The organism is Candidatus Methanoperedens sp. (genome assembly GCA_012026795.1).
GTDB lineage: Archaea > Halobacteriota > Methanosarcinia > Methanosarcinales > Methanoperedenaceae > Methanoperedens.
The window spans coordinates 1-24,121 of sequence record VEPM01000037.1; the positions used below are offsets into that span (position 1 = coordinate 1).

Below are 24,121 nucleotides of genomic sequence, written 5' to 3' on the forward strand. Positions count from 1 at the left end.
CGGATATTTTTATGGCATCTGTCATTTTTTATGTTTATGGGCATGTAAGGCGCTGGAAAAGAACCGTTTTATTGATAAGGTTTACTATTCGTTTTAGATATTTGATAATAGAAGTAGTACCGCAGAAACTGCATGAATTCAAGCCTGTTTGAGCTTAAATAATCTAAGTATAGAACTATGGAACAGGAAGCTACCTACTCGTAAGGTAGTTCACCTGCTGTTGGTAGTTCATCCGCTTCCCCCGACCATCGCCCTGTTAACAAGAACATGCGGCGCCCCGTCGCTGACAGGCACAAGCTGGCCCGCTTTACCGCATCGTCCTGAATTCATCTCCAGGTCATTTCCAACTGCTGATACATTATTTAATATTTCAAGCGTATTTCCCGATAAAGAAACATCCCTGAGTGATGTTGTCAGCTCCCCGTTCCTGACTATGAACCCGCGCTCTGCATTGAACTGGAAAACTCCTTCACCAGGGTTCACCTGGCCTCCGCGCGAGCCTTTAAGATAAATGCCGTCTTTTAATTCAGAGAGCATTTCATCAAATTTCATCCCATCAGGCGCTATGAAAGTGTTGCTCATCCTGATCACAGGTCTTGCATACCCCTGGGCGCGTGAATTCCTTGATTCTCCGCCAAGTTTGCCTGCCGTTTCCCTTGAATGAATAAAGGATTTCAATATTCCATTCTGTATCAATGTAGTTCTTTTTGATCCTGAGCCCTCGTCATCAAAAGGATAATATCCGTATTCATGAAGTGATGGATCGTCATAGACCGTAATAAGGGGAGATGCTATTTGTTCGCCAATTTTTCCCGCAAGGATGGAATTTCCCTCAAGAACATGGTCTGCTTCGACTGCATGACCAACTGCCTCATGGATAAAAACACCGGCAAGTTCCTGGTCAAGGATCACCGGATATGTTCCTGCTTTTGGCGTTTTTGCAGATAAAAGCTCTATTGCAGTAGTAGCTGCCTTCTCTGCAAGTGCAAAAGCATCGTGTTTCTTAAATATCTCAAATCCCATTACCCCGAACCTGCTTTCCCTTCCGATCTGGTAAACGCCGCCAGACTGCGCAATTGAGCTTATCGCAAAACCAATACGGGTTAACGTATATTCACAATCAAGCCCTTCGGAACTCGAATATCTGACATTTATCAGTGATTCGGAATATACGGCATTTGTACTTTGTATCCCGGGTTTTTTTGCACTTTTTTCAATTTCAAGAAGTAATTTGACTTTGTCTTCGATAGGAATATCCTGTGGTATTTCCTTAATCACCGGAAGATCCTTAATATCGGGATTTTTTATAGGAGCAAGCTCAACCGGATTCCTTGGACTCCTGTTTCTTGCTGATTCCGCAAGCCTTCCTGCCGATGAGATCGCAGCATCGGGATTCTCAACAACGCCATCAAGGGAAACGAATCCCCATGAGCCGCCGTCAAGAACCCTTATAGCCCCTCCACTTGAGAAATTATTTGAGATCTCACGTATCTGTTCGTTGTCAAGAACAATTGATGTGCTAAGACTTTTTATAATACGTGTATCATAAAAATCCATGAATTTCTCATACTGCGCCTATAGGCTTTGGTTCAGGGATGGGGAGAGCAAATTTCGTTCTTGAAGCGAATTTTTTAAGGGTGGCTATAAGACCATCCTTTTCCACACCAACAAGGCTATACTCCAGTACTTCTTCAATATTCGAAACAGGGATTATTTTTATTAAATCCTTATATTCATCTTCAATAAGCACGTCTCCCATATTTGATTTAGGAATGAGGACAGTTTTTATTCCAGCGAGAGCCGCTGCTTCTATCTTGTATGTGACGCCTCCTACAGGCAACACATCGCCCCTGACCGAAAGTGATCCGGTCATTGCCACGGTCTGGTCAATAGGTATTCCCTGGATCGCAGAGAGTACCGCCGTAGCTATGGAAATACTTGCTGAATCGCCTTCTACGCCCTCATACGTTCCCACGAACTGGATATGGACATCCATTCTGGAAATATCCCTGCCAGTTGTCTTCTTGATAAGTGCGGAAACATTCTGCACCGCTTCTCGTGCAATATTTTTCAGCATTCCTGTAGCTATTATATGGCCTTCGGATGTGGACTGCGTTGGTGCAACCTCAGCTATAATCGGAAGGACTATACCCGAATCCTCACCCATGACAGCAAGACCATTTACTCTTCCAACCTGTGCACCCTCCTTTATATAAAGCTTATAATCTTTCCTTCTCTCAAGATACTGGTACGCAAGCTGCTGTTCAACAGAACGGGCAATGCTCTTTGCCTTTAACACATGCGCAGCTGTTGTGAGGGGTGCGTTTTCCCCGTGTGCAATATCACCTGCAACACGAACAAGACCTCCAAGGTCCCTGAGTTTAAGTGTCAGATGCCCTTTTCTTCCTGCACGGCGGCGTGCTTCGCGGATAATCTCTTCAACAGCTCCTTTATCAAAATGAGGTATCTTGCCATCCCTTACAACTTCCTGGGCAACGAACCTGACAAGCTTTTGCCTGTTTTCGGGTCTATCCTCTATCGTATCGCTCATATATACTTCATATCCATAGCCTTTGACACGCGAGCGAAGTGCAGGATGCATCCCCTTGATAGCATCAAGATTTCCAGCTGCCACCATTATGAAATCACAGGGTACAGGGTCAGTTTTGACCATTGCGCCGCTTGAACGTTCAGACTGTCCTGTGATTGCAAATTCCTTTTCCTGGAGTGCAGTCAAAAGATTCTGCTGGGATTCGATCCTGAGCGTATTTATTTCGTCAATGAACAGCACACCCTTATGGGCTTTATGAATAGCACCGCTCTCTACCCTGTCATGAGCTGGTGTTTCAAGTCCGCCTGACTGGAACGGGTCATGGCGCACATCTCCAAGAAGCGCGCCTGCATGCGCACCTGTGGCATCAATATAAGGAGCAATCTCCTTGCTCTTGTTTGAAACGAGAAGTTTGGGGATCAAAGCAGTTTCTTTTGGCATGAACTGGCGCATCATCATAGCTATTAATACCGCTGCTATGATTCCCATGAGATATTCCCCTACAAAAAATGAATATCCCACGATACCAAGGACAAGAAGCATAATAAACATATTACGCGCTGTTGTTCTTTTTTGCGCTTCCACTTTGTGGGCATCGGTGATCTCTTTGCCTTTTCCAGCAGGCACTATCCGTATCTTAGGGTTATTTGCATCATCCGGATTGTTATATACCAGAACATCCTGTAATTCCTCTTTTGGAAGCAATTCAGCCATTGCTTTTGCAAGCATTGATTTACCGGTTCCCGGTGTTCCAAGCATCATTACATGTCTTCTCTGGTTTGCCGCTTTTCGTACTACCTCCACGGCATGTTCCTGGCCAATGACCTGTTCGATCAATTTTTTAGGAACCTCAATATCTTTAGTTGATGTTATCTCTAACCCGCCAAGAAGCTCCTGATTCTTTACTTCGTTTTCAGTATTTTCCATATTTTACCTGATATATTATAAATAATTAGTTTATTAGACTTAAGATTATCGCATTTAGGGAAATGATGATAATTAGAATATGCCTTTATAACTTTTTCGCTTATACATCCAAAAAGTCTATATGATTTAACTTATATTAAGTTTACGATTATCAGAGTTTTATATGATGTTTCAGGGGAGAGTGAAAACAAGCGAACTGCCGCTAAAAAAAGCGAGTTGAACAAGCAAGTTGAACCTGTTATTCAAATCAATCTGCCACATTAACAAAATATAAAAAGAACAGGTTAGATATCGGCTAACTAACCTGTTGAAAAAGTCCTGCTAATACTCTGTAGAAGGAGCTTTCTCTGCAGCGTGGGGTGGCTTTACTGTTTCTGTCTCAGTAACTACTGTTTCTTTCTCTACAGTATGGGGTGACACTACTCTTTCCGTCTCTACGGTACGGGGTGGCACTGTTTCTTCTGCCTTTGCCTCTCCTGTTGTAGAAATATCTTCAGCTCCCGTATTTTCCAAGATTTCTTCAGCACGCTTTGCCCATTCCGAACTATCTGTATGAACTGATAGTAAGATGCCGCCTTTATTAATCAGCCCTTCATATCTTTTTGCCTCATACTCAGGAACACCCATGCCTACAAGCGCTCCTACAATTCCACCAACAGCACCGCCAACACCAGCGCCAGCCAGAGCTGCCATAAGAGGGCCGGCTGCTATAAAAGGACCCACACCTGGAATTGCCAGTGCGCCAATACCTGCCAGCCATCCAAGAGCCCCTCCGATTACAAGCCCGGAGCCCGCACCTGTTGCTGCGCCCTCAGGAGCCTTAGTGTGTTTCTCATGTGCGAATTCTTTTGTACTTGACTTTTCAGGCATGAGGACTGAGATGTCAGAGCTGCGAAAACCTGCAGCTTTTAGAGCATCAACAGCTGCTTCAACTCCCACTCTTGTCTTATAGATCCCAAATACTGCTTTGTTTGTTGCCATATTATTTACCTCCCTTTCATTAGTATATCTTTTCTAACTTAATTATCCGGTAATTTTCGACTTGCTTTCGACAAGTTCTAACCACAAGGATAAAATTCTCACAATACCAGGAAATATCCGGTATATTTATACGATTTTTTAACAAGACATGTTATTCTACCACTTTTCAGGGTAAGAACCAGGCAATATAGCAATGTCACACAATTGCCTTTTTGCCTGATTCGCTTTGGATTCTTTGAGAAGTTTATTTTATTCTCTAACTATTTTCCCTGATTATTTATTGCCTGAATCTCCAGGACTCCTCTTCCTGTTGACTCTCCCTTGACCCTTTTCCAAATCTCTGGGATTCCCTTCCGAATCGCTGGGATTCTTCCTGTCCGTATCTTCCTGACTCTTCAGGCCTATATCTCTGTGATTCTCTTCCGAATCTCTGCGACTGCCTTCCGGATCTCTCAGATTCTTCCTGCCTGTATCTTCCAGACTCTTCAGGTCTATATCTCTGTGATTCTCTTCCGAATCTCTCGGATTCTTCCTGCCTGTATCTTCCAGACTCTTCGGGTCTATATTTCTGTGACTCTCTTCCGAATCTCTCGGATTCTTCCTCGCCGTATCTTCCCGACTCCTCTTCAGATCTGGACATCTGTGACTCTCTTCCAAATCTCTCGGATTCTTCCTCGCCGTATCTTCCCGACTCCTCTTCGAATCTGGACATCTGTGATTCTCTTCCGAATTCAGGTCTGGACATCTGTGATTCTCCTCCGAATCTCTCGGATTCTTCCTCACCATATCTTCCCGGCTCTTCAGATCTATATCTCTGTGATTCTCCTCCGAATCTCCCGGATTCTTCCTGTCTATATCTTCCCGACTCCTCAGGCCTATACTCTCCACCCTGTTCTTCTTGTTCTGCCCTCTCCTGCTCTTGCCTATAATGCTTCTCCTGCTCTTCTGGTTTTGGTTTTATTATCTTTGACCTTTCCTTCCACCAGGAAGATGCTGTTGCAGTTGGAGAGCTCCTCGATCCCCTTTCGGTTCCCCTCATTTCGTGGCTTGACCCCATTCCCTGTCTGGATTGCATCCTTTCCCCGGATTGCATTCCCTGTCTGCTCTGTTTAGATTCTGACGACTCTGTACTAGTTCTTTTTGCATTCACAACTTCACACTCCTTGTACTAAAAGTACATCTATATTGTATGCATATTGATAGTATAAATTTTATGGTAATAGTGTTTATAACGTCAATCTAATGTATTTTTAAAGTGCCAATTTCCATAGAACAATCATAAAAATTTACCTGCTGTTTTCGTCAATACCAGATATGATTCATTTTTTATTTTCCCATAAAAATCTCTCCTCGGCAGAGATATATATTTAGTGATTTAATATCACTACATTATGTCATTCACTCGCACATTCAAAAGAAAGAACAAAGATGGAGCAGTAAGGACATATTATGCGGAAGTAGAGTCTGTTAGAGTTGGAAATAAGGTATTTCAAAGATATATTAGGCCATTAGGCTCCGACCCGGAACATCCAAAGAACATACTTATCGAACCAGCCCGTTTTTCGTATCTTGCTCTCAGGCTAAAGCAGGATGTATTGACACCAAACAATATATTCGAACTATTGGAAAAAATGGGAAAACCAGTAAAAAAAGAAGCACTTGAGAAAATAGGCATTAACTATGATTTCAAACAAAAGGACATACTCAATCTCCCTCTTCTACAGGAAGATCTCAATATCAAGAACCCGGATCGATGCCCGATCTGCGAAGAATATCCGGTAAGACAGACCACATACAAAAGAAAGATAACAACATTATCCGGTGAATGTATAGTCTCTTTCAGAAAAAAATATTGTCGATATCACGGCCTCATAAACAAAGAAACAATTTCAACAATCCAAAAAATTTGTCCGATAAAGAGAAATTTCGATACAAAAGTGATAATTGCGATTGGTCTTTTAAGATGGTCATTCAACTATCCACGTGAAAAAATACAGCTACTATTTGAAGGCCAGGGCATCCATATTTCAACAGGTGAGATATCCCTGTTGTCCGAAGAATTTCTTCTCAGGTTCTATGTTCTCCATAACAAACAATGTCCTCAGATGAAGAAATTATTTGAAGAAAATGGAGGGTATATACTTAATCTGGACAGAGGCACAAAATCAGGCGATAAAATTACATTGACTGCCAGAGAGGAGATGACAGGACTTACAATCGATAGCTGTATAATGCCTTTAGAAAGCCGGGAGTACATCATACCATTTCTTAAATCTATCCGGGAAAAATACGGAAAACCGCTTACTGTTGTGCGAGATATATCAGAAGAAATCGCTGATTCGGTTTCGAAGGTTTTTCCCGGGGTTTCTCAACAAGTTTGCCACTATCATTTTGTTCGCAGGCTTGGAATTCTCATATTCAAACATCGATATGAAGAGCTTCAAAGGATAATTTTGAAAACAAAAATTGTTGCCAGGATTGTTGCTTTGAAAAAGACATGTATGGATGGAACTTCATCATATGAAAGAACAGTGATAGCACAGCATTACTGGATTATGCTTGCAATAGAATATATTCTATATCCACTAAAGAGAGAATCGGATTACCCATTTGTTTTGCCATATCTGGAATTTATTAACAGGACCATAGAAGTTCTGAAACTACTCAAAAAAATTGTAATGTGGAATGCAAAGCATAACATTGGGGTCAAAATTGTGTTGAAATTTGAAAAATACCTGAAAAAATTGACAGAAATTATGGAAATAAAAGTGTGCTGTAACAGGATCAAACATATCCAGCCCTGGTTTGAAGAAATAACAAAAGAGCTTCAAGTGAGCCGGGAATTCAATGATAAAAAGCAAAATTTCATGCATGCAAAAGTAAATGAAATAGAACAAAAATTTTACAATACAATTATCAAAATAAGGGATCAGGGTCAAAAACATGGCGGTGAGTATTCTGAGATATCAAAGAAGATTTTTCACAAATGTCATGGTCACATGGATGAGCTTTTTGTTAAAGTGAAAGATATGAATGGTGAAGAAATCAGGATAATCAGCCATTATGGAATAGATGAATCGAATCACATAAAGAGCAGAATGCATATCAGAATGAGGACTGGAAGAAACCGAAACACGATGTTCATGGAAAAATACGCTGCATTGCTTGCTGTTTTCTCGAATATTGAAAATATAGAATATATCAAAACGGTTCTTGCAGAAATGAAGGATTTTACAAAGGATATACAGGATATTACCGGGAAGGAAATTCTGGATACGAGAAAATCGATCAGGACTTTTCCTAAAGTCCCCATTAATTAGATCAAATACCTGAAGACTTTGAGTTATTAAGGAATTTGTCATCCCGTTTTTCCCCTGTCGGAAGATGAGTATAAGGCCAGTTTTAAAACCATGCGCACCACTTGGCATATAATTATAAATACCATGGATTATATGATTATACAATAGAGGGAGTTGAATTACTATAAATAAAGGATTACTATAGAAAATAGTATTCTACGAATTGGAGGAAAATTATGGGAGTTAAAGGGAGAGTTGGGAAAGCATCAGCTGCACGATTGAATGAAGAACAAATTGAAAAAGATACTATCAATGAAAAAATTAGCGACCTGGCATGTTGTACTGAATCCGCTGCCGAAGAATTTCTTACTACCAACCAGGGTGCACGCATTAATGATAACCAGAACTCCCTGAAAGCCGGGGAAAGAGGCCCAACGCTTTTGGAAGATTTTTTCTTTCGTGAAAAAATTACTCATTTTGATCATGAACGCATCCCTGAACGGGTTGTGCACGCCCGCGGTGCAGGAGCACACGGTTACTTCCAGGTATACGAATCAATGGCTAAATATACGAAGGCAAAATTCCTGACCGATCCAGCGGAAAAAACTCCTGTATTTGTGCGTTTTTCAACAGTAGCCGGTTCCCGTGGCTCTACTGACCTGGCGAGGGATGTAAGAGGATTTGCAGTAAAATTTTATACAAAAGAGGGAAATTACGATTTAGTGGGTAATAATATGCCCGTCTTTTTTATCCAGGATGCAATTAAATTCCCTGATTTTGTTCATGCTGTCAAACCTGAACCTCACAATGAAATACCACAGGCGTCTTCTGCACATGACACTTTCTGGGACTTTATATCATTGGCGCCTGAATCGATGCATATGATCATGTGGTTAATGTCAGACCGTGCAATTCCACGCAGCTTTCGTATGATAGAAGGCTTCGGAGTACATACATTCCGCTTTATAAATGAAGATGGGGAATCGGTTTTCGTCAAATTCCACTGGAAACCCCTGCTGGGCGTTCATTCAGTAGTATGGGAGGAAGCTCAAATGATATCGGGTAAAGACCCGGACTTCCACCGCAGGGACCTGTGGGAAGCTATTGAAAAAGGTGCATTTCCCGAATGGGAGTTAGGCGTGCAGATAGTTCCTGAAGAAGATGAACATAAATATGAATTTGATTTGCTCGATCCCACTAAAATAATTCCCGAAGAATTAGTTCCTGTGCAACGTATCGGTAAATTGACTCTCAACCGGAATCCTGACAATTTCTTTGCTGAAACCGAACAGGTTGCCTTTCATCCCGGAAATGTTGTGCCAGGAATCGATTTCACCAATGACCCGCTTTTGCAGGGACGGTTGTTCTCTTATATTGATACGCAGCTTTTACGCCTGGGAGGTCCGAACTTCCATGAAATTCCAATTAACCGCCCGATAGCCCCTGTACATAACAATCAACGTGATGGGCATATGAGGCAGACCATTAATCGCGGCAACACCAGTTATCAACCCAATACTATTGAAGATGGGTATCCCATACAGGCAAAAGCTGCACAAGGCGGATTTACCAGTTATACCGAGCGGATTGAAGCAAATAAAGTTCGCGGCAGAAGCCGCAGTTTCTTTGACCATTTCAGCCAGGCAACGCTGTTCTATAATAGCCAGTCGGATGCAGAGAAAAAACATCTGACTGATGCTTTGAGTTTTGAATTGGGAAAAGTGGAGCGTGTTGAAATCCGCAAGCGTATGGTGGGATTACTCACCCAGGTTGATGAAACGCTGGCCTCAAACGTTGCAAATGCTCTTGGGCTTCCTGTACCAAGGCAACCTGAATACCCGATGAACCACATAATTCCCGCAGACGGCGACCCGAAGGAATACCAACCTGTAAAGGTAAAGCAATCAATCAAAAAATCTGATGCATTGAGCATGGCTAACACCATAAAAAATACAATCAAGACAAGACAAATAGCCATACTTGCAGCGGATGGTGTGGATGAAGCTTCAATCAGTCAAATGAAATCTGCGCTGGAAGCCGAAGGCGCACAAACAGCAATAATAGCTCCCAAACTTGGATACATAAAAAGCGCAACAGGGAAAGAAATAAAAGTTGACCAGAGTTTCTTAACAGCATCTTCAGTTCTATTCGATGCGGTATATGTGCCCGGTTCGGCATCCTTAAAAGAAAATGCCAGAGCGCTACAGTTTATTTATGAAGCTTATAAACATTATAAAGCCATTGCTATGGATGATAAAGGTGTTGAGTTATTGAAGACATCATATCCTGGTAATAAAATGCCGGATACCTTGCAAGAAACTGATCTTGCAGCAAAGGGAATAATCGTAAATATACATTCAAAAGGAGCAACATCAAAAGACTTTATTAAAGCTATAGCACAACATCGTTTCTGGAATAGATAGAAAAAATACTGTTCCGAAATAGGGCTTATTTTTAGATAAGCATACTCTTAATGCCCAAAATCAACCACTTCGCAAAGCATAGCAGCAAATCTTTATGCCCTTTGCGTTCTTTGCTGTGAGCGTTCAATTAATTTTTGAATTCCTATCAGGTTATTTAACGCTGAATGACTATAGCAAATAATAAATCAAATCAAGGATATGGTATTGAAAAGTATTGAAAAAGTAACTTTGAACTCATATCAAACTTAATTAAAGGAGAGAGGACTTCATGAATTCATCAATTCAAATAGGAAAATTAATGGGTATCCCCATTAAATTGCACATTTCATTTCTTCTGATACTTCCTGTGTTCGGATACATTTTTGCAAATAATCCACCCGGGTTCGGCTTTAGCGATATCGGACCGTTATGGTTCCGATATTTTCTCGGTTTATCAGTAGCGCTCTTGCTTTTCATATGCGTCCTATTACATGAACTGGGTCATTCATACGTTGCCAAAAAACACGGTTCCAGTATACAGGGAATTACACTTTTCCTTTTTGGCGGCGTTTCTTCACTTGAAGATATCCCCAGGAATCCAAAAATAGAGTTCAGGATGGCACTGGCAGGACCCGCTGTCAGCCTTTTGATCGGTTCAGTACTTATAATTTTTTTTGAAATCCTTAAAGTCAATATACCGCTGAGTAATCCATATCTGCGATTGATCGGGATGATAGGATATATTAACGTAGTTCTTTGCATTTTCAATCTACTTCCTGCATTTCCTATGGATGGGGGAAGGGTGTTAAGAGCAGTGCTTGCAGACAGGATGCCATATATAAAAGCAACAAGCAGGGCTGCATATGTGGGCAAGATGTTTGCAATATTCATGGGCATTGTCGGATTTATAACTGTTCCCGGGGGGGTCTGGTTCATGCTCATTGCATTTTTTATATACATCGGTGCATCGGAAGAGGAAAAATCCACACAGGTCAATGTTACACTTGAAGGTATGAAAATTAAGGATATAATGTCAGAGGATGTAAAAACCGTTCCTTCAAGTATGACTGTGGAAGAACTCGTGGATTTCATGTTCAAGCATAAACATATGGGATATCCTGTTGTAGATGGGACCGAAATAAAAGGTATAGTAACTTTCACAGATGTCCAGAGCATCCGGAAGGAAAAGAGAAAAATGATTAATGTTTCAAACATAATGACCAAAGAGATTATCAGCTTAAAAGATGATGATGAGGCAGTAAAAGCACTAAAAATCATGACCACAAATAATATAGGGCGGATAATTATAACACAGAATAATAAAATTATAGGTATTGTTTCAAGAACAGACCTCCTGAGGTCTGTACAATTACTGGAATGACATGAATAACGGTATTTATAAAGTAAGCTGTAATTTTAATATACAGAATCCTGTCTCACCAGGGAGTAGTATAATTATTGTGGGGACAGCTCATGTTTCTGAAAAAAGCATTGCTGAGGTAAATGAAGTAATCGAACGTGAAAAGCCTGATATTGTAGCAGTTGAACTTGATAGGGCCAGGTTTCAGGCCATCAAGGGCGAAGAACAGGTAAAAGATGTCAATGTTAAAGACCTCCTCAGTGAAGGAAAATTGTATTATTTCATGCTTCACTGGCTTCTTGCATATGTACAGAAAAAAATTGGCGCTGATACGGGGGTCAAGCCAGGCGCTGAAATGATGGCTGCAATCGAACAGGCTGAAAAGTCGGGGGCAAAAATCGCACTCATTGACAGGGACATCCAGCTTACACTAACACGTTTCTGGAACAAAATGTCCTTTTTTGAAAAATTGAAACTTTTTGGTTCCCTTGTCGGTGCTTCGTTTGGTTTCGGATCATCGCAACAAATAGATATGGAAACCGTTACAAATGAGGATGTCGTGACCCAGCTTGTTGGTGAACTAAGAAAACTTGCTCCCAGTGCAGCGACCGTCCTGATTGATGAAAGGGATGCCTTTATGGCAAAGAATCTGGTTGACCTGTCCAATCAGGGAAAAGTAGTAGCAGTTGTTGGTGCGGGCCACAGGCAGGGAATACAGAAATATCTAAATGATCCTGAAACCATACCTTCCATCAGGGAACTCTCAACTATCCCGAAAAAAGGTTTTAACTGGCTAAAAGCCATAACTATTGCAATCATTTTGATGATCGTGGGTATGCTTGCTCTTTTAGTTTTCGGGGGATACCCCATTGAGAAGCTTCTTACTGCAATGTTCTACCTTTTTTTAGCCCAGGGAATACTTTCAGCAATTGGCGTCCTGGTTGCCAGGGGTCATCCATTATCTGCTTTGACCGCTCTTAGCCTGGCATGGTTCGGCTTCCTGCACCCTTTCCTGGCTATCGGCTGGCTGGCTGGTTTTGTAGAAGCGCATCTTCGCCCGCCCACGACACAGGATTTTAAGACAATAATGACATCTGATACCATGAGTGAATTAATGCACAACAGGTTATTCCGGATTATTTTTGTTGCAATTCTGGCTAATCTTGGAAGTATGGCCGGGACTTTTGTGGCAATACCTTTTATGGTTCACTATCTTGGAATAACAAATCCGCTTGATATACTCAAGCTCGCATTTGAAGCAGGATTAAATAGTTTAAAATCTTTGTTTTGACAATCATTACCCATAGAACAAAATAGAAAACATTAAGATCAGGAATTATTACAATAAAAGGAATGAATGGAGATTGAAAAATGGGACTGAAAGAATGGCTTATTCCGCAGGATAAACACTTTTTTAATATGCTAGAAAACGAATCAAATAATGTTCTTGATGGTTCGAAGGCTTTTCTTGAAATGCTTAATAATTATGAAAATATCAAGGAAAAACAGCAAATAATAAAGGATATAGAGCACCAGGGAGATGATTTTGTCCATGAGATCTTTGAGGAATTGAATAAAACATTCATAACTCCTATCGACCATGAGGATATATCGGCCCTTGCCTCGGCTTTTGATGATGTGCTTGATTATATCGACGGCACAGCAACCCGTCTTGTCCTTTACGAGATCAAAAGACCGGAAGAGAATATGATAAAATTAGCTGAAGTGCTCTTAAAACAGGCCACTGAATTAAACCTTGCAATTTGCGGGCTTCGAAACATCAAAAACCCGAAAGATATAGAACAAAGATGCATTGAAGTTAACAGGCTTGAAAATGTCGCAGATGATATATATAAATCTTCGGTAGCCCTGCTTTTCAAGCAAAAAGACGCTATCGAGATAATGAAATTAAAAGAGATATATGAAAGGCTTGAGTTTGCGACTGATAAATGCGAGGATGCTGCGAACGTAATAAGCGATATAGTGGTAAAGAACAGTTAAAGGTGGTATTTTGCTATTTTTACAGGAATTCATAATCTTTACAATAGTGCTGGCTTTGTTCTTTGATTTCATCAATGGTTTTCACGACTCAGCTAACGCTATCTCTACAGTTGTTGCGACCAAGGTATTGTCACCTGTTAAGGCAGTTGGAATGGCTGCTGTGGGAAACCTCATAGGCCCCCTTTTCTTTTCAACAGCCATAGCAGCTACCATTGGAAAAGGTATAATAAATATTGAGATAGTGCAGGACAAGGAAATTCTCGTCTTCATGATTTTTTCAGCGCTGGTCGGGGCTGTAATATGGGACCTGATCACATGGTATTTCGGGCTTCCCACATCAAGCAGTCATGCGCTTGTCGGTGGTCTTGTGGGCGCGGGGCTGGTAGCAATAGGCAGCAGTTCCATAAATCCAGCCGGAGTTGAAAAAGTTGTTGCCTTCATGGTAATATCACCGATCATTGGACTGGTCGCAGCGTTCATACTGACAATATTGGTCATCAAGGTGTTTTATCGTGTCTCGCCTTCCAGGATCAACATATATTTCAAGCGCCTTCAACTATTTTCAGCTTTTTTTTATTCTGTCACTCATGGTACGAATGATGCTCAAAAAACAATGGGAATTATCACTGTGCTACTTGTGGCTTATGGTTCACTTACAACATTCAATGTGCCTTTATGGGTAATACTTGCAGCCCATATATCCATTTCACTCGGTACTTTCCTCGGTGGATGGAGAATAGTTAAGACCATGGCACAAAAAATAACAAAACTGAGACCTTATCAGGGTTTTTGTGCTGAGACATCAGGCGGCATTGTGCTTGCAAGCATGGCGGCATTGGGCATACCTGTCAGCACCACGCATGTGATATCATCTTCCATTATGGGAGTAGGAGCAACGGACAAGCTTTCTGCAGTCAGATGGGGAATTGCACGAAAGATCGTGGGTGCATGGATATTGACAATTCCTGCAACAGCGATCATCTCAGGAATGACTTTCTTGGCAATGAAAGCCATATTCCGGTTTTAAGAAAAGTCTTATTACTTTTTAAAAAGATAAAAGGAATATAATGTTAAAAGATAAAACCAAGCTTGTTATCTGGCCTGTATATCTTGATGCCACAAAATCAAGGGGAGAAGGGCGGATTCTTTCAATGAAAGATTCTTTAAAATCACCTGTATTAAGAGAGATCGAGAAAGCGGCTCTTGAATTGAATCTTGCTCCTGTTGTTGAATCTGATAAAGCCCACCCGCAATCATGGTGGGTTAAAAGCGGAAGGGTGCTTGTTGATAAGAAAGGACCAAAATCACTGATTACAAAACAGATAGCGCAACATATAAGCAAGGCACGGGGAAAGAATAAATGATAGACCTCCATACACATTCATCTTTTAGCGATGGGGAGCTCATACCAAGTGAACTTGTTCGGCGCGCAGTTGTTCTTGGATATAAGGCAATAGCAATAACAGACCATGCTGATTATACGAATATCGAGCATATCCTCTCCTGCGTAGGCAACGTGAAGAGCCTTGAAGACGATTATAACATAAGGATATTTTCAGGGGTTGAAATAACCCATGTCCCTCCTGCTAAAATGCCAGGGCTTGTCAAGATGGCAAGAAAACTGGGCGCCGAGATCATAGTTGTTCACGGTGAGACATCAGTTGAGCCGGTACCCCAGGGAACAAATCATGCCGCAGTATCGCTTGATATTGATATTCTAGCTCATCCGGGTTTTATTACTCCTGAAGACGCCAGGACCGCAAAGGAAAACGGAATATGTCTTGAGATCACATCAAGAAACGGCCACAACAGGACGAATGGTCATGTAGCAAGAATCGCGCAGGAAATCGGCGCAGATCTTATCGTGAATACGGATTCACATTCGCCTTATGATCTGATAAATGATGAAACAGCATTCAAGATAGCAATGGGGGCTGGTCTTGATGAAAAAGGCGCAAAAAAAGCAACGGTCATGAATCCATCGGAATTGATCAAAAACCTTTAATGTAAAATGCTCAAACATTCATCATATGTGAATATTTCAAATAAGACTTTTCAGGCATCTCGCCAGCCTTTTGATGCCCTCTTCAATTTGCTCTTCATCAGAATTAGAAAAATTCAATCTCAATGTGTTATTCTTGCTACCATCATCGGTATAAAACGGATTACCAGGAACGAATGCAACATTCTCTTTCACTGCAATCTCGAATAAGTCCAGTGATGACACACTCTCAGGGAGCGTTACCCATAAAAACATCCCGCCTTCGGGTTTTGTATGCTTAGCTTCCTCCGGGAAATACTCAGTCATCATGTCAATCATCAAATCCCGCCGTTTTCTGTAGGCTCCCCTTATTTTCATAATGTGCCCGTCTATATCATTATCCTTCAGGTACTGATGAACAATTTTCTGTGAAAGGTAATTTGAATGCAAGTCGGCAGCCTGCTTTGCGACAATCAATTTCTCCATTATTTCTTTTCCGGCGCATATCCATCCAATTCTCAATCCCGGGGAGATTATTTTTGAAAATGATCCCAAAAGAATTGTATCATCCAGATATTTCCTGATGGGAGGCAAATCTTCCCCTGCAAATCTCAATTCAACATATGCATTATCCTCAACACAGACAACATCATGCTTTTTGAGAATCCTGGCAACATCTTTTCTTTTTTGACCGGAGTAGGTAATCCCGGATGGATTCTGGAAATTAGGAATCGTGTAAAACAGCTTTGCGTTGTCTTCGCCCAACGCTTTTTCTAATAAATCAATTTCTATTCCGTCATCGAGAAGAGGAACAGATTGAAAATTTGGTTCGAAGATAGAAAATGCCTGAATGGCTCCCAGATATCCCGGTCTCTCGATAACAACCTTATCACTTTTGTTCAAAAAAACCTTTCCGATTAGATCAATACCTTGCTGCGAACCGTTAGTAATTAATATCTCGTCAGGGTCTATCTTTAATCCGCCCTTCCTGAGATATCTTTGTGCAATGAATTCTCTCAAAGGTAAATATCCTTCACTCGTACTATATTGAAGAACATTCCTGCCATCTTCAGCCAGGACCTTTATGGAGGCTCTTGAAATTTCTTCCACCGGGAAAAAACCTGGATTCGGAAGCCCGCCGGCAAATGAAATCACTTCCGGTTGCTGAGTAACTTTCAATATTTCCCTGATGAAAGACTTACGGGTGGTCTTCATTCTGTCAGCAAATCTGTTGTCCATATAGAATCCTTTTAATCCTCAAATCGAGTTAAGTTTTTCTATTCTTGAGTATTAAGGAGCAAGATAATCCAGATGAAGGAGTTTGACCAGAAGGATGAATTATGAAAGATTGGATTTATAATGAATTTAACCATGTTGGAGTCGATTACTCAAAAAAAGACAATGCAAATATCTACGATGACCAAATGGAAAAATTCCGTGACTATAAAAAAGAAGCAAAAACGTTAACTGACAAATTAGGTATTTCAGATACAAGGAGTTTAACTGCAATTGACATTGGGTGTGGAACTGGTGCCTTTTCTATCCATGCATCAAATTACTTTAAAAAGATTTATGCTGTTGATATTTCCAAAGAAATGCTTAAGATTGCATCATCCAAAGCTAAAGTAAATAAAATAAATAATATTGAATTTATTAATTCAGGGTTTTTATATTTCCAACCAGATGAAAAAGTTGACGTGATTTTTTCAAAATGGGCATTCCATCACCTTCCAGATTATTGGAAGCAAGCCGGATTGTTAAACATGAATAAAATGTTAAAACCAGGTGGAATATTATTTATATCAGATGTTGTCTTTAAATTTGATCCTGACTATGATAAAAATATAGAAGCTTTGCTTAATAAATTATCAAAAGATTTCAGTAGCGACTTTGTTGAGGAGACTAAAATACATATCAGAGACGAATACAGTACCTTTGATTGGATTCTTCAGGGATTAATTGAAAGAGCAGGTTTCAATATTGAACGATCCAATACTGAAGATTGTTTAATAAGTGAATATTTTTGCCGGAAGATAAAATCTTTTTAAAACGAATACAAGAATTCATCTCCCCTTTTGCCTTATATAAAGTTGCTCAATCCTTTCTATCGAATCCGCATCATCTACTGATTTATCTGTTCTCACATTGACAAGCCTTGGGAAACGAAGCGCATACCCTGATCCGTAATTAGGGCTTTTCTGGATTTCCTCAAAAGCCACTTCAAAAACAATTTTCGGCTCAATATCCACGTGAATTCCATTTTCTGAAATGATCAGATCCTTGAATAATTTTGTGAGTTCTTCCAGTTTTTCATCTGTAATACCTGTCGCTACCCGCCCGATTGGAAGTAATCTTTCAGTATCAGGATCACGGCAGGCCAGTAAATACGAGCCAATGAATTTGGTTCGTCTTCCTTCTCCCCATTCTCCGCCGATAACAACAAGATCAAGTGTCTCCATGATGGGTTTTAATTTAAGCCAGTTCTTTCCCCGTTTTCCGGGAGAATAGGATGATCCGGGGTTTTTAAGCATTACACCTTCATGTCCCGCAGCAAGCGCTTCATTATAAATATTTTCAATAATTACAGGATCATCGGTTATTATCTGTTTTGCAACAACATTCTTCTCACAAACTTTCTCGAGCTTTTCCCGCCTATTGATCAATGGGATATCGATAAGACTATCGCCATTTAGATAAAGGATATCAAAAAGGTTAAGGCACAAAGGGATTTCAATTGCAGTGGTTGAAACATCATATTTCCTGCGAAAGCGCTTGAGTATTTCCTGGAATGGCTTCGGCCTGTTATCTTTTCCGATAGCTACAGCTTCACCATCAAGAATAACAGAATCTGCCAATACATTTGTTCGTATGGATTTTACAAGATCCGGTAACGAAGAAGTAACGTCCTCAAGCTTTCTTGAATATATCGTAATATCATTTCCGTTCTTATGGATCTGGACGCGTGCGCCGTCATATTTCCATTCCACTGCCACATGTTCCATTTCTTTTATAGTTTCATTAATACCAGGACCTATTTGAGCAAGCATCATCCTGAGCGGGCGGTTAATCATAACTCCAAGCTTAATGAGTCCCTCTTTTCCTTCATTTTTTGCCGTAATTGCGACAAGACCTAAATCATTTGTCAGCAAAATTCCACGCTCGACAAGCTCAGAAGGTACATCAAATGCCTCTGCTATTGCATTTCGAACTATCCCTTCACCCACGCCGATACGCATCTCCTCGATTGATAAACGTGAAAGATAAACGATTTCTGTGGGTAAAGCCTGGCTGAACAGATACTGGAGATTTTTTATTTTGGCATCCTGTGAACCTTTTCCGCTTAATTCCGATATCTTTTCAAACCGTAGATATACTTCTTTGATGGAAAGCTGTTCGTTTTCGGAAAAGAAACTGAGATGTGTTTTGCCGCACAGGATGGCTTTTTCTAAAGCCAGTCCTACATCCCCTGTTTCTTTGATAAGTTCTTCAATTCGTTTTACTGGCAGGGAGGATGTTCTTGATATTGCAGAGTATAGAAGATTGGGGCCAATGCCAAGTTCTTTATTGCTCCATACGGGGAACACATGCCCCATGATAAAACGCGTAACAATCGGAAGCTCCTCATCACTTACTTCTTTAAGGAAGTCCGAAACATTCGTGGTAATTTCAAGAGAACCCGAAATATGTTCTATCGCGCTGCATACTTTTGCAAAATCTTCAAAATAAGTCATATTAATAAAACAACATAAAATTAAAAATAATAAATAAAAGGCTGTTGGCCCTTTTATTTATTTTGTCGCATTTGCCAATTTTGCTGCATGAATTACACCGATGTCAGTTCCATGACAGTTGGTACAGTACTTGGATCTTGAAAGGTGAACGGTTATAAGATTACCAAGGCTTGGTTTAAGTGAATCTGGCGGTGCAGCATGGCAATTTTCACAGACTGAATAATGACCCGGTCCATCTGCGGATTTGTCAACGACAGGTATCTTTGGAGGAGAACCATGACAGGTATTGCAATCCAGACCAACTGTGCCCGGACCAATATGGATATTATGTACCTGGCTTCCATGGCACGTTACACAGAGCTTTCCCCCGTTTACATGGGGCGTTAAGTCTTGCGGGTTTGTATGGCATAACTCGCATTTGATCGTATCAACTTTTGCCGGAGCTGTTACTACGGCAGAAGTTCCTGCCGGGGTTGCTCCCGGTGTCTCTTGTCCTGCTGCTGCTGTCTCTTTTGCTGTTGGTACGGGAGTTGTTCTATTTACTTCTCCGGTTTTACCAGGGGCAATTTTACCACCCAGGATATAGTAACCACCGGCTGCGATCAGGATGACGGCCACTATGATCACAATAAGAATAGGAACCTTCGAATCTTTGCTACTCATTTATATAATCACCACGCTAATTAGGGTATTATGTAGTTTTAAATGTTTTGGTTTATAATCAATTAATTTGATTATATCTGGAATTCAGGTTTTTAAGGATTTTCTATCAAAGACGGTTTTTCTTCTCATAATCTATGAGGTCTCTCTATCTATCTCGAAAACCTTTTCTTTTATAATATTGACTTTCGCATGACGTTGAACATCTTTATGCTGGAATGCCAGTTCTGTTAGAGGTCACAATCACCCTTATATTCATGAAACTCATATGAACTTGCTTGCTTAACCACATCATCGTGTTTAATTTCACAACTTCACTTTTGATGTGGTTAAGTACTCAAAAATACGCATCTTCCACAATTCCCCGGAGAACCAGAAAGGACATTCCAATACTCTTGATCAAATTTCTTTAAATTATATTATTTGTGACGGATGATACATACGAAAAGATGAATAATAATAACATCATAATGAGGATAATCTTGACTAAAGCTTATATATCACGAATAACCATTGAGAATTGGAGAACTGAATGCGAATAGGTGTTTACATTTGCCATTGCGGGTCAAATATAGCTGGAACTATAGATGTTGAAGGGGTCAGGAAACACGCCTCTTTGCTAAAAGATGTGGTTGTAGCGCGTGACATACAATTTGCATGTGGGGATTCGGGGCAGGAACAGGTAAAAAAGGACATACTTGAAGAGAAACTTGACAGGATAGTTATGGCCGCATGCTCCCCGCGCCTTCATGAGGTCACATTCAGGCGCGTGCTTGAACAATCCGGCCTAAATAAGCACTTTCTTGAAATGGTAAATATCAGGGAGCAGGACTCCTGGGTTCATACAAACAAGAATGGATTGGCAACACAGAAAGCAAAAGAATTGGTGGCTATGGGGGTTGCAAGAGTAACACTTCTTTCCCCTCTTGAAAAGAGGACCGTTCCTGCAAATAAGGATATCCTTGTGATAGGCGCAGGTGTGGCAGGTATCGAGGCTGCACTGGCCCTTGCAAACATGGGGATCAAAGTCCATCTTGTTGAGAGAGAACCAACGATCGGGGGAAAAATGGCCCTTATGAATGAGGTTTTTCCCAATAATGATTGTTCCCTGTGCGTCCTTGCGCCAAAAATGTCAGATGTCCAGAACCATCCCAATATTACGCTCTACACAAATTCTGAAATAACAGGGGTAAGGGGAAGGGCGGGAAATTACAGGATAACAGGTGAGATAAGACCGCGATATGTTGACCCAAAGAAATGCAAAGGCTGCATTGATATCTGCGCAAAGGTCTGCCCGATTGATGTTCCGAACCAGTTCGATTATGGGATCGGTGCGCGAAAATCCATATACATTCCCTTTGCACAGGCTGTTCCTCTTGTAGCTTGCATTGATAAGAACTGTGTGGGCTGCGACCTGTGCAGGCTTGCATGTCCTGCAGAGGCAGTGGATTTTAACCAGAAAGTCGAAGAATTCAAGTTCGACGTCGGAGCCATTATAGTCGCTACGGGATACCAGCCGTTTGATGCAGGAAGAAAGGAAGAATACGGATATGGGCGATATAAAAATGTTGTAACCAACCTTGAAGTTGAACGAATGCTAAGCGCCGCAGGCCCCACACATGGAAGAGTGGTATCGCCATCTACAGGAGCAGATATAAAAAGTGCGGCTTTTATCCTTTGTGTGGGCTCGCGTGACGAACAGGTGGGAAATCCTTACTGCTCCAAGGTGTGCTGTATGGCTTCGATAAAAAATGCCATGAAACTTGCTGAAAAATATCCCGATGCAAAGATATCGGTACATTACATAGATATACGCGCTGGCGGAGAGATGTATGAGGAATACTACAAACGGGCGCAGGAGCTGGGCGTTTCATTCGTCCGGGGACGGGTTGCTGAAGTTGAAGAATCAGATGGGAAAACAATAATTCATTATGAAGATACTCTTTCCGGCGAGAAATGCAGCGACATTACAGACCTGGTTGTGCTTGCCATAGGTATGGAAGCTGACAAGGATTCCAGGCAAATAGGGAAAATGCTGAACCTCTCTACGCGTCCTGACCGGTTCTTCCAGAGCGCCCATCCGAAAATGCGCCCGGTGGAAACGCACACGAAAGGTATTTTCATTGCAGGATGCGCAGGCGGTCCCAAGGAAATACAGGTATCGATCGAACAGGGCAGTGCAGCCGCCGCAAAAGCACTAAGTCTTCTTCATAAAGGAGAAATTGATATGGAACCAGCGAGTGCTTATGTTATCCCCGACCTGTGTGATGGGTGCGGGATTTGTGAAAAAGTATGCGATTTCGGACGCATCAGGGTGACAGATAAGAAAGCAAGCGTTGATGAAGTAGCATGCCGGGGATGCGGAGCATGCACAGCAGCCTGCCCGAATGGCGCTATCCAGATCAGGAATTATACGGATGAACAGATCCTGTCGCAAATAACAGAGGCAACAAAAGAGGGCAGCGAATTCCCATTAATTGTCGGATTCCTGTGCCACTGGTGCAGTTATGCGGCAGCTGACCTTGCAGGAAGCCTGCGAATCCAGTATCCAACCAACATCCGGAACATCAGGGTATTGTGTGCCGGAAGGATCAACCCGTCTTTTGTCCTCGAAGCCCTGCGAAGAGGAGCGGATGGTGTTCTTGTTTCAGGGTGCAGGCTGGGGGAATGCCATTACACCATTGGGAACATCTGTGCATTACAGAGGATGAATGTTCTTGGAAAGATGCTGGTTGAGCTTGGCTTTGATGAGCGGCGTTTCCGCGTTGCATGGATAGCGGCAAGTGAAGGCCTGAAGTTTGCCGAAATAGTGAAGGACTTCGTAAAGCAGTTAAAAGAAATAGGACCAATAGGCAGCGAGCTTAAGCAGGAATAGCATGAGCGAAGAAGAACTCAATGTTACAGTGGAAAGCGATATCAGGGATTCGCATTTCATCTTCACCCAGAAAACCGGGAAATCAAAGAAACTCCTTGATTATGATTACAAACGCTGCAATGGCTGTGGTTTATGTATCCAGGTATGCCCCAGAAAAGCAATTGAGCCCGGGCCGCTTATAGAAATAGCCACAGGATTGGACGCACCGCCTGTTATCATTGACCATACCAGGTGTTCTTTTTGCGGCATGTGCGCCGCATTCTGCCCTGTCAGGTCGATGAGAATGAATATTAATGATAGAGATATTCTTGAGCTTGCAGAGTTTCCGCATCTTGATTCAAAAGTTGTGTTCAACGAGAAGTGCCTTCCCTGCCTGATATGTAAAAAATCATGCCCTGAAGAAGCTATCAGTATTGATCTTACATTTGCGAAAAAGGAGACACTTGCGCCATTCAAAGAGGGAAAGACCGGAGAGATCATAGTGGACATGGAAAAATGCACATTATGCGGCGCCTGTGCGGTGCTATGCCCTGCTTTTATTCTTGTTGAGAAAAAAGCAAAAGCAGATGACCTCATGCCTTTTGAGAATCTTGTTGTTGATAAGGTAAAATGCGATTACTGCGGCATCTGTGTGCCCTTCTGTCCTGAAGATGCAATAAAAGTAAAGGGAGATTTTAACGAGCAAGAAATCAAAAAAATTGCTCCCGAAATCACAGGTACCATCAAGGTGGATAATGACAAATGCACCCGTTGCGGCTGGTGTGAGGCGGTATGCCCGTACGACGCGGCACAGGTCTCAAAACCATTTGAGGGCGAAATAGAGCTGATTGATGAAAAGCTTAAAGGCTGCGACCCTGTTGGCTGCCACGGTTGTTTTAATGTATGCCCCTCCAGGGCCTGGGTCATCCCGAAGGATAAGAAAATAGATGTAGTGAAGGATTTTTGCACATATTGCGGCGCCTGTGAGAAAGCATGTCATGTTGAAGCGATAGGGGTAAAGCGGAAACTGGCAAAATATACACCCGTAGCCGATACGGCATGGGCGCAAGACTGGAAGAAAGCGATTGCAAGCCTGACCACACAAGAGAGAGGACGCCCTGATGTATCGCGCTCGCTGCATGTGGAAAAAGAAGAAAAGAAAATTGAACCGGCAATAGTAAAGCCCGTTATTGATCCGGTATTAAGGAAACTCGTGGATGAACGGATTGAAAAGATGTCATCAATTCTTGGAAATAAACAGGTAAGGCATGCATGGGAAAGAAAAGACGTTGAGACAGCCCTTGCAGAAATAAAGAAACGGATGAAAAAAGATGAAAAATGAATGATTCTGTAATCCTTAACTCAGCATATTTT

17 protein-coding genes and 1 pseudogene are annotated in these 24,121 nt (G+C 41.5%); 11 read left to right on the forward strand and 7 right to left on the reverse strand.

Annotated elements, in window-relative coordinates; genetic code table 11:
* Positions 1–228: 228 nt before the first annotated feature.
* The 4 genes and pseudogenes from FIB07_15680 to FIB07_15695 all read right to left on the reverse strand — a co-directional run bounded on the left by FIB07_15680 (position 229) and on the right by FIB07_15695 (position 5,534).
* Positions 229–1,557: a TldD/PmbA family protein gene (locus FIB07_15680; protein ID NJD54290.1), complete on the reverse strand. Its 1,329-nt coding sequence runs from the start codon at positions 1,555–1,557 to the stop codon at positions 229–231.
* A gap of 7 nt (positions 1,558–1,564) precedes the next feature.
* Positions 1,565–3,478 carry an ATP-dependent protease LonB gene (lonB, locus tag FIB07_15685; protein ID NJD54291.1) on the reverse strand — a complete coding sequence of 638 codons (1,914 nt, stop codon included), beginning with the start codon at positions 3,476–3,478 and terminating at the stop codon, positions 1,565–1,567.
* Between the two features lie 459 nt (positions 3,479–3,937).
* A pseudogene (locus FIB07_15690) lies at positions 3,938–4,459 on the reverse strand (DUF3341 domain-containing protein).
* Between the two features lie 277 nt (positions 4,460–4,736).
* On the reverse strand, positions 4,737–5,534 hold the full coding sequence (locus FIB07_15695; GenBank protein NJD54292.1) for a hypothetical protein: 798 nt from the start codon (positions 5,532–5,534) through the stop codon (positions 4,737–4,739).
* Between the two features lie 316 nt (positions 5,535–5,850).
* On the opposite strand from FIB07_15695, the gene FIB07_15700 reads away from it, so the two are divergent.
* The 8 genes from FIB07_15700 to FIB07_15735 all read left to right on the forward strand — a co-directional run bounded on the left by FIB07_15700 (position 5,851) and on the right by FIB07_15735 (position 15,526).
* A complete protein-coding gene (locus FIB07_15700) occupies positions 5,851–7,779 on the forward strand; it encodes a transposase (protein NJD54293.1) in 1,929 nt (642 codons plus the stop codon).
* A 215-nt stretch (positions 7,780–7,994) separates the two neighbouring features.
* A complete protein-coding gene (katE, locus tag FIB07_15705) occupies positions 7,995–10,181 on the forward strand; it encodes a catalase HPII (GenBank protein NJD54294.1) in 2,187 nt (728 codons plus the stop codon).
* A 268-nt stretch (positions 10,182–10,449) separates the two neighbouring features.
* Positions 10,450–11,541: a CBS domain-containing protein gene (locus FIB07_15710; protein ID NJD54295.1), complete on the forward strand. Its 1,092-nt coding sequence runs from the start codon at positions 10,450–10,452 to the stop codon at positions 11,539–11,541.
* 1 nt (position 11,542) lies between these two features.
* On the forward strand, positions 11,543–12,811 hold the full coding sequence (locus tag FIB07_15715) for a TraB/GumN family protein (protein ID NJD54296.1): 1,269 nt from the start codon (positions 11,543–11,545) through the stop codon (positions 12,809–12,811).
* An 80-nt stretch (positions 12,812–12,891) separates the two neighbouring features.
* Positions 12,892–13,521, forward strand: coding sequence for a DUF47 domain-containing protein (locus FIB07_15720; protein NJD54297.1), 630 nt, complete (start codon positions 12,892–12,894; stop codon positions 13,519–13,521).
* Positions 13,522–13,564: 43 nt separating this feature from the next.
* Entirely contained in the window at positions 13,565–14,548 is a 984-nt protein-coding gene (locus FIB07_15725) for an inorganic phosphate transporter (protein ID NJD54298.1), read from the forward strand.
* A gap of 40 nt (positions 14,549–14,588) precedes the next feature.
* Positions 14,589–14,885 (forward strand): signal recognition particle protein Srp19, encoded by a 297-nt coding sequence (locus FIB07_15730; protein NJD54299.1) that lies wholly within the window; start codon positions 14,589–14,591, stop codon positions 14,883–14,885.
* Positions 14,882–15,526 (forward strand): histidinol phosphate phosphatase domain-containing protein, encoded by a 645-nt coding sequence (locus FIB07_15735; GenBank protein ID NJD54300.1) that lies wholly within the window; start codon positions 14,882–14,884, stop codon positions 15,524–15,526. Before FIB07_15730 ends, FIB07_15735 begins: the two co-directional genes overlap by 4 nt.
* A 36-nt stretch (positions 15,527–15,562) precedes the next feature.
* Here the strand turns inward: FIB07_15735 and FIB07_15740 are convergent, their stop codons facing one another.
* Complete coding sequence (locus FIB07_15740; protein ID NJD54301.1) at positions 15,563–16,741, reverse strand: PLP-dependent aminotransferase family protein; 1,179 nt, start codon at positions 16,739–16,741, stop codon at positions 15,563–15,565.
* A 101-nt stretch (positions 16,742–16,842) separates the two neighbouring features.
* On the opposite strand from FIB07_15740, the gene FIB07_15745 reads away from it, so the two are divergent.
* Positions 16,843–17,550, forward strand: a complete 708-nt coding sequence (locus tag FIB07_15745) for a class I SAM-dependent methyltransferase (GenBank protein ID NJD54302.1) — start codon at positions 16,843–16,845, stop codon at positions 17,548–17,550.
* Positions 17,551–17,565: 15 nt separating this feature from the next.
* Here the strand turns inward: FIB07_15745 and FIB07_15750 are convergent, their stop codons facing one another.
* Entirely contained in the window at positions 17,566–19,233 is a 1,668-nt protein-coding gene (locus FIB07_15750; GenBank protein NJD54303.1) for an ATP-dependent DNA ligase, read from the reverse strand.
* A 57-nt stretch (positions 19,234–19,290) separates the two neighbouring features.
* Positions 19,291–19,896 carry a hypothetical protein gene (locus FIB07_15755; protein NJD54304.1) on the reverse strand — a complete coding sequence of 202 codons (606 nt, stop codon included), beginning with the start codon at positions 19,894–19,896 and terminating at the stop codon, positions 19,291–19,293.
* A gap of 529 nt (positions 19,897–20,425) precedes the next feature.
* Between FIB07_15755 and FIB07_15760 the strand changes: the two genes are divergently transcribed.
* Both FIB07_15760 and FIB07_15765 read left to right on the forward strand, forming a co-directional pair.
* Entirely contained in the window at positions 20,426–22,768 is a 2,343-nt protein-coding gene (locus tag FIB07_15760; protein ID NJD54305.1) for a hydrogenase iron-sulfur subunit, read from the forward strand.
* A gap of 1 nt (position 22,769) precedes the next feature.
* The gene (locus tag FIB07_15765; GenBank protein NJD54306.1) at positions 22,770–24,089 is read left to right on the forward strand and encodes a 4Fe-4S dicluster domain-containing protein; all 1,320 of its coding nucleotides are present in this window, start codon (positions 22,770–22,772) and stop codon (positions 24,087–24,089) included.
* Positions 24,090–24,121 lie beyond the last annotated feature (32 nt).